This is a genomic window from Asticcacaulis sp. DW145, from assembly GCF_037101385.1.
Taxonomy (GTDB): Bacteria; Pseudomonadota; Alphaproteobacteria; order Caulobacterales; family Caulobacteraceae; genus Asticcacaulis; species Asticcacaulis currens.
On the sequence record NZ_AP029025.1, the window covers coordinates 315,001 to 327,653 of the forward strand.

A 12,653-nucleotide genomic window follows, 5' to 3' on the forward strand; every position below is an offset into this window, starting at 1 on the left:
CACGCGTAACTTCGGGATAAGCGTGACTCACCTTGCGCAAGCAGGACTGAGTGGCACAAGCCAGGGGGTAGCGACTGTTTATCAAAAACACAGGGCTCTGCGAAGCTGTAAAGCGACGTATAGGGTCTGACGCCTGCCCGGTGCCGGAAGGTTAAAAGGAGGGGTGCAAGCTCCGAATTGAAGCCCCGGTAAACGGCGGCCGTAACTATAACGGTCCTAAGGTAGCGAAATTCCTTGTCGGGTAAGTTCCGACCTGCACGAATGGCGTAACGACTTCCCCACTGTCTCCAGCATAGGCTCAGCGAAATTGAATTCCCCGTGAAGATGCGGGGTTCCCGCGGTCAGACGGAAAGACCCTATGAACCTTTACTATAGCTTCGCCTTGGCGTTAGCAGCAACATGTGTAGGATAGGTGGGAGGCTATGAAGCAGGGGCGCCAGTCTCTGTGGAGCCATCCTTGAAATACCACCCTTATTGCTGTTGGCGTCTAACCGCGGCCCGTCTATCCGGGTCCGGGACATGGCGTGGTGGGTAGTTTGACTGGGGCGGTCGCCTCCCAAAGTGTAACGGAGGCGCGCGATGGTGGGCTCAGAACGGTCGGAAATCGTTCGCTGAGTGCAATGGCATAAGCCCGCCTGACTGCGAGACTGACAAGTCGAGCAGAGACGAAAGTCGGCCATAGTGATCCGGTGGTCCTGCGTGGAAGGGCCATCGCTCAACGGATAAAAGGTACTCTAGGGATAACAGGCTGATTTTGCCCAAGAGTCCATATCGACGGCAAAGTTTGGCACCTCGATGTCGGCTCATCACATCCTGGGGCTGGAGCAGGTCCCAAGGGTATGGCTGTTCGCCATTTAAAGTGGTACGTGAGCTGGGTTCAGAACGTCGTGAGACAGTTTGGTCCCTATCTGCCGTGGGTGTTCGAGACTTGAGAGGATCTGTCCCTAGTACGAGAGGACCGGGATGGACATACCTCTGGTGGACCTGTCGTGGCGCCAGCCGCGCAGCAGGGTAGCTAAGTATGGAATAGATAACCGCTGAAAGCATCTAAGCGGGAAACTAACCTCAAAACAAGGTCTCGCTGAGGATCGTGGTAGACGACCACGTTGATAGGCTGGGTGTGGAAGCTCCGTGAGGAGTGAAGCTAACCAGTACTAATAATCCGATCGGCTTGATCGTTCCCTCAAATAAACGCACCCTACAGTGCTCGTTCTTCATACAATGTCTTCGCTTAACAAAGCCAAAAATATCGAAGGGGCGCCCCGAGATGTTTTTGTCGATGTTGTTCCCACTTCAAAGTACCGCAGGCAAAGCCGAGGACACTTTGATGTGAGAGCCATATCTTGTGTTCGATTGACCTGGTGGCTATGCCGGCCGGTCCCCACCCGATCCCATTCCGAACTCGGTCGTTAAGCCTGCCTGGGCCAATGGTACTTCGTCTTAAGGCGCGGGAGAGTAGGTCGCCGCCAGGTCTATCAAACACAAGAAAATAACCCTTCAGGCACACATATATAAAAGGCCGTATCGCTCAGCGTTCGGCCTTTTTTGTTGTCCAAAGCCCTGTTGGCGTGACTATGAATGTCGTGGCAAAAGTCGTGGGCGACTGCGTTTTTAGGATTGAGCGCCCAAGCGGTTTAGCTTAGGGTCCGCCCTGTCCAAGGCCCCCACGGGCCTTACGCCCTAACGGGCACCCGTAGCTCAGCTGGATAGAGCGTTGCCCTCCGAAGGCAAAGGTCGTGCGTTCGAATCGCGCCGGGTGCGCCATAAACAAACAGCCTCCCTCAAAAGGGGAGGCTGTTTGTTTATGGGGGACTCTGCCGGTTGGAGGCACCTGCGTTCGGCGCGACCCGGAAGGGCGCGCGACGCCGAAGGCGCCCCGAAGGGGTAAGCCGCGTTAAAACGCGGCGCATCAATCGCGCCGGGGGTGTAAATCTCAATAGATTGTCCTGTCTGGCTGAGGCTGCCGACGTTTTTTGAGCGGAATGTCTCTGGTTCCAACCGTCATTCCGCTCGTGTTCGCTCACCTGTTATAAGGCGGTTTTTGCAAACGCTACCTTGCAAAAGGTTTTGCGCAGAAGATCATTATTGGCCTGCATATTGGTGCGGCAGGCAACGATACCGTCCGGTCGCACCAGAACCGCACCGTGCGCCCCTACGCCGAAATGGGTGGAAAAGGCGTTGTCGGACGCGAACACAATATCACGCCCTACGGCGATGCCGTCGATAGGCAGGTCGCCGATAGCCGAAAGCCATGCCGGGTCTTCGCTGAGCATCACAAAACCCTTGCCGAACAGATCAAGTGTTGACAGGCGCTGTTCGTTGCGTCGGCCCCACAGATGGGGCGCGCGCGTACCCGGCTGACCGGCCCATTCGACGGGCGAAGCTGCCGCGGGCAGCTCACGTCCTGCGCCGATGACGGCGGCAGAGCGGACCAGTTGGCCAAACTCCATGGACTCATCACTCAACAGAGTATCAGGGATGAAGTCAGAACCTACCCACTTGGCATAATCCGGACGTGAGAAAGTCTGCTGATGACGCAACCAGCCAATAGGACGGCGTTCGGCGTCATAGGTCTCCAGCAGGGCTGGCGAGGCCGTGCCCGCCAATACGTACTGGAGTTTCCAAGTCAGATTCCACACATCGTCTATACCGGTGTTGGCTCCGAAGCCCCCGCGCGTTGGGGGAAGCTGGTGCGCCGCATCGCCAGCCAGAAAGATGCGACCTTGCGCATACTGGTCAGCAATGCGACCCGCCATCTCCCAGCGTCCGGTGGTAATCATTTCAAAAGGCATTTCCTGACCCAGGGCGCGCAAAACCGCCGTGTGCAGTTCCGTTTCGCTGCGTTCACGGTCGTCATCGAACATCAGGACCCAACGGCTGTCGCTATAGGTGGTCAGGAAGGCGTGGAAGTCGCTTTGCTCGATTTCATATTGCTGTATGCCGGAAACTAGGGCGGCATCGGCTTGCGGACAGTGAAAGAGAAGGCTTCGCAGGGTGCGCAGGTGGCCCACGCCGCTGCGGGTGATGCCGAGGCTTTCGCGTATAGGGCTGTTGGCCCCATCGGCGGCGATCAGGTAATCCGCAAAAATGTCATAGGCGGGGGAGCCATCGAGTGGGCGCACCCGAACCGTGACTCCGGCGTCTGTCTGGCCAAACGACAGGCATTCGACCCCTAGGCGCAGATCCGCGCCGCGATCCAGCGCCGCCTGACGCAAAATCGGCTCAAGCTTGTCCTGTGCGATTGAAGCGCCAGTGCAGGGTGAAAGTTCACCCGAATGCCGTGCGGATTGTCCCGGTGTCCAGTCCGTTTCTGCCAACCGCTCACCCGTCAGGCTTGTGACCGTGGCGCGGCGCAGACGCGTTTGGGGGGGAACCTGCGGGATATGATCGGCGATTCCCACAGTGCGAAAGTGTTCAAGCGTGGTCTCGGTAAAGCCGATGGCGCGCGGATGAGGTGAACTGCCCCTGTGTTTTTCGATCAGAATGTGAGGTACGCCTCGCCAGGCCAGAAAAAGCGAAGCCGACAACCCGACAAGGCTGCCGCCGATAATGATAACGGATGTCCGTTCCATGTGTTTTAAGGTCCTTCAGTCGTAAAGCCGCAGGCACGGCGAAGGACGAATACCTGACAACAGGGAAGGGCAAGTCGAACGCCCGGTTTTACCCTACGAACAAAGGCACACGTCCGCCTTTGTCGTGGTCCGCGGCCCTATGGGGCTGGATTATCACTCATGGCCAGAGCCACGAGTTGACCGGGGCTCACCACGCCGGTCCACCATTTTCGACTTTGATATCATAGGCCATGAGGAACTAATCTGCAAGCGTCGGCACAAAGGTGCGCAAAAACCCCCTGCGTCTTCGGACGCAGGGGGCGCAGAACGCTTCAAAATAAAAGCCCTTAGTCCAGCTTTACCACCACGACCGACTTGGCCGGGATGGTCAGTTCCAGCGTGCCGTTCTTGATCTTGCCGCCCTTGAAGGGGGCCAGAGAGATGGTTTCCGGCTGGCCCGGCACATTGTGAGCGTCCATCTTGTCCGCGGTCAGCACGTCACCCGACACCGATTTGGCTTTCAGCGTGCCGAGATTGATGTTCAGCACATAGCCTTCGGTCAGGTTGGTATTGGCGACGCCGATATAGGTCTTGCCGTCCTTGGCCCTGGCGGCGGTGACGTTAAAGGCCGGATAGTCCTGAAGCACGCCCTTGCCGTCCTTGCCTTGCAGGTTCGGGGCGGTGACGTCGAGCGGGAGGACGGTGGCGTCCTGGAAGGGCACGTACATCTTGTAGGCGTAATAGGTCGGCGTCAGGGCCATCTTTTCCTTGTCGGTCAGGATCATGGCCTGAAGGACGTTGATGGTCTGGGCGATATTGGTCATCTTCACGCGGTCGGTATGGCGGTGGAAGATGTTGAAATTATAGGCCGCCACAATGCCGTCGCGCAGGGTGTTCTGCTGATAGAGGTGGCCGGGATTGGTGCCGGGCTCGACATCGTACCAGGTGCCCCATTCATCGACATAGAGGGCGATGCGCTTTTTCGGATCGTGCTTGTCCATGGCCGCGCTGTGGTCACGGATGATCTGATCCATGCGTGAGGTCTGATAGAAGGTCGAGTACCACTGATCGACGGGGAAGTTGGTCGCCGGCCCCTTCTTGTCCCAGTTGGACGTCGGCAGGGTGTAGTAGTGCAGCGAGATGGCGTCCATGCGGTTGCCGGCGCGGCCGACCACGACGTCGGTCCAGTTGATGTCGCCGGCGTTGGAGCCCGAAGCGACGCGCACGGCCGAATTGTCGGCGCCCTTATGGAAGAAGGCGGAGAAGCGGCGGTATTCGTCGGCATAGTATTCCGGGCGCATTTCGCCGCCACAGCCCCAGCTTTCGTTGCCGATGCCGATGAAGGGCACTTTGAAGGGTTTGTCACGGCCATTGGCGCGGCGTTCCTGCGCCAGCGTGTCGTCGCCGGGCGAGGTCATATATTCGATCCATTCGCGCATCTCGGTCGGGTTGGACGAGCCGACATTGATCGAGACATAGGCTTCGGTGCCGACCTGCTCGACGAAATCGAAGAATTCGTGCGTGCCGAAGGCGTTGGTTTCCGGCGTGCCGCCCCACCAGTTGTTCTTGCGCGACGGGCGCTTGGCCGGATCGCCGATGCCGTCGCGCCAGTGATATTCGTCAGCGAAGCAGCCGCCGGGCCAGCGCACGACCGGCATCTTGATGGCTTTCAGCGCCGCCACCACGTCATTGCGGATGCCGCGCGTGTTGGGGATCGACGAGTCCTTACCCACCCAGATGCCTTCATAGACGCCAAGGCCAAGGTGTTCGGAAAACTGACCGTAGATCTGACGCGGGATTTCCAGACCCGGCTGATCCGGCTTCAGCGTGGCGTCGATTTTGGCCGGAGCCGCGAAGGCCACGGAGGCCGAACAGCCGATGGCGGCCGTCAGCGCCAGGGCGGTGAGTGTTTTGAACATGGGCTTACCTCTTTTGGGTGATGTGTCGGGCGGGATAGCTCTCTGGCAGGTGGCACTGCATCCCCGGCTTCTTATTATGTCCTACAATTAGCATGGCATTGGGTGAAATCAACTCTGTTCAAGCGCATTCCGAAAAGTGTGAGGCGGTTTTGGCTTCGCCGAACTCCGTTTCGCAGTCCAATGCGCGACCCCGTCCTATGCAACCGATTGAAGGACGGTCACGTGCGCATGACGGCTTTTTGAGCGCTGCGTGAACGCCAAAAGTGTAGGATGGTCAAAGGTTTGCGGCTCGGACTCAGCGACCGCATAGCGAAGCGACCTTTAATAATGGCATCCTTATGGCCCGTGCCGCCATTTAGAGCCCACGACATTGCGGTGCACCCCTGAGGGCTTACGCACCGCTTAACGGCCCGATTGTGTGGCCTGTGGCTTCCTTTGCGAAGTCCTTAAGACTGACGGTTTGACAGATGAGATTACCTGAGCGGCTGGACGCGCGGACAACGGCGCTGTTCCTCGATATCGACGGCACCCTGGCCCATATTCGACCGCGTCCGGAGGATGTCGGCCCGGAACCGCGCCGGACCGACCTGCTGGGCCGGGCGCGTCGGGTGCTGACCGGACGGCTGGCCATATTGTCGGGGCGTTCGATTGCGGAGATTGACTATATTACCGGTAATACGGTGCGGGCTGTGGCGGGTGTGCATGGGCTTGAGCGCCGCGATGCGGAGGGGGAGCGTCGCGATCAGATACTGACCGAGGCGGTGCGCCACGCGCTGGAACAGGCGTTGCTGGTGCTGGGGGCGCTGGCGGAGCAGAAGCCCGGTGTCCTGATCGAAACCAAGGGGCAGTCGATCGGTGTACACTACCGCCTCAATCCGCAGGCAGAGGGCATGGTGCGCACCATCACGGCCAATATCGCGCAAAATTCGCCTCTGGTGCTGCAACCGGGCGACCGCGTGGTCGAGCTGCGCGCGCCGGGCCCGGACAAGGGCGATGCCCTACGTGCCTTTATGAATGAGCCGCCGTTTGAAGGCTTCAGGCCGGTGTTTGTCGGCGACGACCTGACCGACGAACACGCCTTTCGGGCTGCCGCGCAATTGGGCGGCTTCGGCATATTGGTGGGGGAGGCGAGGGACAGTGCCGCGTCCTTCCGTCTGCCCAATGTGCAGGCCGTGCTCGACTGGCTGGAAGCGGGGGTAACCCATCATGCCTGATCAGTCGCCCTCCGTGCCGGTCACCGCGACCGCCTCCGCCCCGCGCAGCGGACCGCTCAGCCATACGCTCGATCTGGGGCTGATCGGCAATGGCACGGTGTCGGCCCTGATCGACGACCGCGGTAACTGGGTATGGGCCTGCATCCCGCGCTTTGACGGCGACCCGGTGTTCAGCAACCTTTTGAGCGGTGTGGCGGCGAACGAGGCAACAGCAGAGGGCGTGTGGGCCATCGACCTCATCGGCTTTGCGCGCGCCGAACAGGCCTATGAACGCAACAGCGCCGTGCTGCGCACCGTTCTCACCGACGAAAAGGGCGCGCAGCTTGAGATTCTCGACTTCTGCCCGCGCTTTCGCCACCACGAGCGGCAGTACCGCCCCGTGGCCTTCTGCCGTCTGCTGAGGCCGTTGAGCGGTGCGCCGCGTATTCGGGTACGATTGCGGCCCATGCGCGACTATGGCGCGCAGCGCGCGCCGCATTCCTTCGGCTCCAACCATATCCGCTTTATGGGCACGGACACCGATCTGCGCCTGACCACCAACTGCCCCGTGTCGCACCTGCTGAATGAGCGCACCTTCCGCGTCGAGGAGCCGCTGGCCTTCTTCCTGGGGCCGGATGAGCCGTTTTCAACCGGTATCCTGCAAGGGGTGCGCGACATGTACGAGCAGACCGACGCCTACTGGAAGCGCTGGGTGCGCACCCTGTCCCTGCCGCTGGAGTGGCAGGAGGCGACCATCCGCGCCGCCATCGCCCTGAAGCTATGCGTTTATGAAGAGACGGGCGCCATTGTAGCGGCCATGACCACCTCCATTCCTGAAGCCCCGGATTCCGGACGCAACTGGGATTACCGCTACTGCTGGATCCGCGACGCCTATTATGTGGTGCAGGCCCTGACGCGGCTGGGGGCCGTCGATATCCTCGAAAACTACCTGAAATATCTGCGCAATATCGTCGATCAGGCGGGCGACGGGCCGATCCAGCCCGTCTATGGCATCGGCTTCGGCCCGGAATTGCCGGAAACCGAGGCGACGGCCTTGCCCGGCTATGGCGGCATGGGGCCGGTGCGCGTCGGCAATCTGGCCTATATCCAGCATCAGCACGACGTCTATGGGCAGATCGTCCTGTCGTCGGTGCACGCCTTCTTCGATCAGCGCCTGCTGCAACCGGGGACGGAAAGCGATTTTCGCGCGCTGGAACGCATGGGCGAGCGGGCTTTGGAGGTGTTTGACAAGCCCGATGCCGGCCTGTGGGAATACCGCACCCTGTCCAACATCCATACCTATTCGGCCCTGATGTGCTGGGCGGCCTGCGACCGGCTGGAAAACGCGGCTCTGGCGCTGGGGCTGGCCGACCGCGCCGAGGTGTGGCGGGGCCACGCCCGCACCATCCGCGCCGCTATCGAGTCGCGCGCCTTCTGCGGCGAAGGCGGCAGTTTCAGCGCCTGTTTCGACCACGCACAACTGGACGCCAGCCTGCTTCAGATGATCGACCTGCGCTTTTTGACGCCTGACGATCCGCGCCATTTGGCGACGCTGGCGGCTGTCGAGGCCGGGTTGCGGCGCGGCGAGCACATGCTGCGCTACGCCGTGCCCGACGATTTCGGCGAGCCGGAAACGGCGTTCAACTTCTGCACCTTCTGGCTGATCGAGGCCCTGCACCATGCGGGCCGCAGCGATGAGGCGCGCACCCTGTTCGACGGGATGCTGAAACGACGGACGGCGGCCGGTCTGCTGTCCGAGGATACGGCCTACGACGACGGTCAGCTGTGGGGCAACTACCCGCAAACCTATTCGCTGGTCGGGATCATCAACTGCGCCGGGCTGCTCAGCCGCCCGTGGCGCGATGTCAGGTAAGGAGTAGAAGTCATGGGGCGACTAATCGTTGTATCCAACCGCGTCAACCCGCCGAGCGACGCCAGCGTCGGCACGCAGGGCGGGCTGGCCATGGCCCTGTCGGCGGCCCTGCGCGAAGAAAACGGCATCTGGTTCGGCTGGTCCGGGCAGACGACCGAGGCCTTTACCGGCCATCTGTCGATCCAGAAGATCGGCGGCGTCACCGTGGCCCTGACCGACCTGGAGGCGCAGGACGTACAGGAATATTACAACGGCTACGCCAACCGCACCCTGTGGCCGCTGTTCCATTACCGCACCGACCTCGTGGCCTTTGAGCGCAGCTTTGACGAGGGCTATTTGCGCGTCAATCAGCGCTTTGCCGATACCCTGTTCCCGCTGGTCGAGAAAGAGGACCTGTTGTGGGTGCAGGACTATCACCTGCTGCCGCTGGCCTCGATGCTGCGCAAGCACGGGGTGAGCAACCGCATCGGCTTCTTCCTGCACATTCCGTGGCCGGCCATGCGCGTGTTTCAAACCCTGCCCAAGCATCGCGAGCTGGTCGAAACCCTGTTCGACTATGACCTGCTCGGCTTTCAGACCGAAGACAGCCTCAATGCCTTTCAGGAATATGTGGTGCACGCCGCTGACGGCGAGAGGTTGCCCGATGGCCGTCTGCGCGCCTTTGGCAAGACGATCCGCGCCGGGGCCTTCCCCATCGGTATCGACAGCGAGGACTTTACGGCGGCCGCCACCTCGGACAAGGCGCTGGCCTTCTACAATCTGATGCGCAATTCGCAGGCCGGGCGCAAGATGATCACCGGGGTCGATCGGCTCGACTATTCCAAGGGGCTGGAGGAGCGTTTTCTGGCCTATGAGCAGTTCCTCAACAACCATCCGCGCATGGAAGGCGAGGTCTTCCTGATGCAGATCGCCACGGCGACGCGCGAAGAGGTCAATACCTATCAGGAACTGCGCGCGCGACTCGACAGCCTGTCCGGGCGCATCAATGGCGAACACGCCACCATTGACTGGGTGCCGGTGCGCTATGTCAACCGCGCCTATCGCCGGGATGAGCTGGCGGGTATCTACCGCGCCTCGCACGTCGGGCTGGTGACGCCGTTGCGCGACGGCATGAATCTGGTGGCCAAGGAGTTTGTGGCGGGGCAGGACGAACGCGATCCGGGGGTGCTTATCCTGTCGGAATTTGCCGGGGCGGCGGCGCAGATGCAGGCGGCGCTGATCGTCAACCCGTTCGACCGTCAGGCCATGGCCGAAGCCATTGCCGAGGCGGTGCATATGCCGCTCAAGGAACGCAGGCAGCGCCACGAAGACCTGATGCGCGGCGTGATGGCCGAGGACGTGGTGTGGTGGCGCAACGACTTTGTGGCCAAGCTGAAAGACGAAGGCGAGGTGACGCCCGACGGCGACACCTTTCCGGAAGACCAGCCCGACGACAGGGTCGTGACATTGCCTGTGGCGAGCTAGATCTCCTCCCCATTGCTACGCAATAGGGAGGAGGCGACATAACTTACGCTGCGGCCAGTTCGCTCAGGGCCTTGGCGGCGCTTTCAATCGCCGCGGCCTTGATGTCCGGACCGAAGGCCATGGCTTCCGAGCGGATAAAGGTCACGTCGGTGATGCCGATGAAGCCCAGCAGCGTGCGGATATGGCCTTCCTGAAAATCCATCACCGAGGCGGGGCCTTCCGAATACTTGCCGTCGCGCGTTTCGATGACCACGGCCTTCTTGCCCTTGACCAGACCTTCCGGGCCGGACTCGGTGTAGCGGAAGGTGCGACCGGCGCGCAGCACGTAGTCAAACCACGTCTTCAGCAGGGCCGACATGCCGAAATTATACATCGGCGCGCCGAGGACGAGGATATCAGCCGCCTCAAGTTCCGACACGCGCGCTTCGACGGTTTCGGCCAGGGCCGAGGCTTCGGCGCTTTCGCCGATATTGCCGAAGAAGCCGTTGATGTTCGAGGCGCTCAGCACCGGCAGCGGGTTGAGGCCGAGGTCGAGTTCGATGAACTGCGTTTTGGCGTCGGCCTTCAGCAGGCTATCCTTGTAGGTTTCGACCAGCTGGCGCGAGATCGAGCCTTCGCCCTTGATCGAGGAGTTGACGATGAGAACCTTGGACATGGTAGTCTCCTTGCGTAAAAGATAACCGTAACAGATACGATTCTATATTTGGGGTGAGCCTAACCCGTCAAGAGGGGACGGGTCAGACGTCAGGGGTTAAAACCGCCCGGCCTGATAGTCGGCAAAGGCCTGATAGATTTCCTGCGGCGTGTTCATCACGAACGGGCCGTGGCGGGCGATGGGCTCCTTCAGCGGCTGGCCCAGCACGACCAGCACACGGGCACCGTCAATCCCGCCGGTGAGCGGCAGTTCGGCCCCTTCGGTGAGAACCGCCGCCTGACCGCGCGCCACGCTCTGACCGTTGATCAGGGCATCGCCATCGAAGACATAGGCGAAACCGGCATGGCCTGCGGGCACAGGCAGGGTGAGGGCAGCCCCGCCGTCCAGCGACACATCGGCGATAAACGGCTTCGTCGTCGGCGACTGGATCGGCCCGGTCTGCCCCTGATAGGTTCCGGCCAGCAGCTTGACCCAGGCATCCGAATGGCGGACCACCGGGATGGTGTTCGCGGGCACGTCCTTATACTGCGGATTGAGCATCTTTTCCTTGGCGGGCAGGTTCAGCCACAGTTGAAAGCCCTGCATCAGGCCGTCTTCCTGCTCCGGCATTTCGGAGTGGACGAGGCCGCGTGCCGTGGTCATCCATTGCACGTCGCCGGGGCCCAGAAGGCCTTCATTGCCCTTGGAATCCTTATGGCGCATCCGCCCGGCAAGCATGTAGGTGATGGTTTCAAAGCCGCGGTGCGGGTGATCGGGGAAGCCGGCAATATAGGCCTGCGGGTCGTCCGAGCGGAACTCATCCAGCATCAGGAAGGGATCGACCTCCGGCAGGGCCTGCGTGCCCAAAACGCGGGTCAGCTTGACGCCCGCGCCATCGGTGGCCGGCAGGCCGCGCACGAGGCGGGTAACGCTGCGTTGTGTGGTCATGGTGGTGTCTTTCCAAACGGGGGAGCGGGGGCTCCCCGTGTTGACGAGACGTATAGCCGGGTTTATGCGTTGTCAGAAGCCTGCAAAAATGAACCCCGGTGTTTCACTCAGAGCAACGCTGGAAGGAAGGACACCCATGACCCCCGGAGTCGATCTCGACGATCTCAACGCCTTCTTTCTGGTGGTGGAAACCGGCTCCTTTGCGCGGGCGGCCGACCGGCTGGGGGTGGCCAAGTCCATCGTCTCGCGTCGCGTGGCGCACCTCGAAGACCAGTTGAAGGCGCGGCTTCTGACGCGCACGGCGCGCGGCACCCAGACCACCGATGTCGGGGCGCTCTATTACGCCAAGGCGCGCGAAGCCATGGCGCAGCTTGAGGCGGCGCAGGAGGCGGTCAATGACGCCATGCTGGAGGTTGCCGGGCCCATTCGCCTGTCCGCGCCGCTGACGTTCGGCGTGTCGCACCTGGCCCCCGTCCTGACCGAATTTGCCGTGCGCAACCCGCGCATCGAGCTGGATGTCAGCTTCGATGATCGCCGCGTCGATGTGCTGGCCGGGGGCTTCGACGTGGTGATCCGTATCGGCGAACTGACCGACTCGACGCTGATCGCGCGCCGCATCGGGCATATCAACGGCATGATCGTCGCCAGCCCCGACTATCTGAGTAAGAAAGGTACGCCGCAGACGCCCGACGATCTGGGGCAACTCGATTGCCTGCTCTACACCAATGTCGCCCCCGGCGACGTCTGGCGCTTCGTCGTCAATGGTGAGGAGCGCATGGTGCGTATCCCGGTGCGCCTGCGCTCGGACAATGGCGACATGCTGCTCAGCGCGGCGGTGGCCGGACTGGGCGTGGCGCGCCTGCCGGCCTTTATCAGCAGCGAGGCCATTGCGTCGGGGCAGGTGGTGCCCATCCTGCCGGAGTATAATACCACCGTGCCGCTATGCGCCGTCATGCCGCCCGGACGTTCGCGCACGGCGCGGGTGCGGGCGCTGGTCGATTTTCTGGCCCTGCGCTTCGCCAATGAGGTCTTGTAAACGCGCCGCCTACGGAAGATTGTTGCGGGTGCGAA

At 61.5% G+C, this 12,653-nt stretch carries 8 protein-coding genes, 1 tRNA gene and 2 rRNA genes (1 of these 11 running past the window's edge); 7 read left to right on the top strand and 4 right to left on the bottom strand.

All coding sequences use genetic code 11. The features are described 5' to 3' along the window. The 3 genes from AACH73_RS12620 to AACH73_RS12630 form a co-directional block, all read left to right on the top strand. A 23S ribosomal RNA gene (locus AACH73_RS12620) occupies nt 1-1,179 on the top strand (it extends 1,599 nt beyond the left edge of the window). Between the two features lie 178 nt (nt 1,180-1,357). Then, nucleotides 1,358-1,472: ribosomal RNA gene (rrf, locus tag AACH73_RS12625) — 5S ribosomal RNA — on the top strand. Between the two features lie 215 nt (nt 1,473-1,687). Beyond that, nucleotides 1,688-1,764 (top strand) — tRNA-Arg (locus tag AACH73_RS12630). A gap of 263 nt (nt 1,765-2,027) precedes the next feature. Here the strand turns inward: AACH73_RS12630 and AACH73_RS12635 are convergent. Together AACH73_RS12635 and AACH73_RS12640 are read right to left on the bottom strand one after the other, a co-directional pair. Continuing rightward, complete coding sequence (locus AACH73_RS12635; protein WP_338736155.1) at nt 2,028-3,572, bottom strand: FAD-dependent monooxygenase; 1,545 nt, start codon at nt 3,570-3,572, stop codon at nt 2,028-2,030. Nucleotides 3,573-3,898: 326 nt separating this feature from the next. Beyond that, on the bottom strand, nt 3,899-5,470 hold the full coding sequence (locus AACH73_RS12640; protein ID WP_272741535.1) for an alpha-N-arabinofuranosidase: 1,572 nt from the start codon (nt 5,468-5,470) through the stop codon (nt 3,899-3,901). Nucleotides 5,471-5,937: 467 nt separating this feature from the next. Between AACH73_RS12640 and otsB the strand changes: the two genes are divergently transcribed. The 3 genes from otsB to otsA are packed head-to-tail and all read left to right on the top strand — an operon-like array spanning nt 5,938 to nt 10,000. Next, nucleotides 5,938-6,684 carry a trehalose-phosphatase gene (otsB, locus tag AACH73_RS12645; RefSeq protein ID WP_272741536.1) on the top strand — a complete coding sequence of 249 codons (747 nt, stop codon included), beginning with the start codon at nt 5,938-5,940 and terminating at the stop codon, nt 6,682-6,684. Continuing rightward, entirely contained in the window at nt 6,677-8,536 is a 1,860-nt protein-coding gene (locus tag AACH73_RS12650; protein ID WP_338736156.1) for a glycoside hydrolase family 15 protein, read from the top strand. The genes otsB and AACH73_RS12650 overlap by 8 nt, the downstream gene beginning before the upstream one ends. Before the next feature lie 12 nt (nt 8,537-8,548). Then, nucleotides 8,549-10,000 carry an alpha,alpha-trehalose-phosphate synthase (UDP-forming) gene (gene otsA, locus AACH73_RS12655; protein ID WP_272741538.1) on the top strand — a complete coding sequence of 484 codons (1,452 nt, stop codon included), beginning with the start codon at nt 8,549-8,551 and terminating at the stop codon, nt 9,998-10,000. Between the two features lie 43 nt (nt 10,001-10,043). On the opposite strand, the gene AACH73_RS12660 is transcribed toward otsA, so the two are convergent. Both AACH73_RS12660 and AACH73_RS12665 read right to left on the bottom strand, forming a co-directional pair. Next, a complete protein-coding gene (locus AACH73_RS12660) occupies nt 10,044-10,655 on the bottom strand; it encodes an NAD(P)H-dependent oxidoreductase (RefSeq protein WP_272741539.1) in 612 nt (203 codons plus the stop codon). A 96-nt stretch (nt 10,656-10,751) separates the two neighbouring features. Beyond that, nucleotides 10,752-11,582, bottom strand: coding sequence for a pirin family protein (locus AACH73_RS12665; protein ID WP_272741540.1), 831 nt, complete (start codon nt 11,580-11,582; stop codon nt 10,752-10,754). 136 nt (nt 11,583-11,718) lie between these two features. On the opposite strand from AACH73_RS12665, the gene AACH73_RS12670 reads away from it, so the two are divergent. Then, nucleotides 11,719-12,618: a LysR family transcriptional regulator gene (locus tag AACH73_RS12670; protein WP_272741541.1), complete on the top strand. Its 900-nt coding sequence runs from the start codon at nt 11,719-11,721 to the stop codon at nt 12,616-12,618. Nucleotides 12,619-12,653 lie beyond the last annotated feature (35 nt).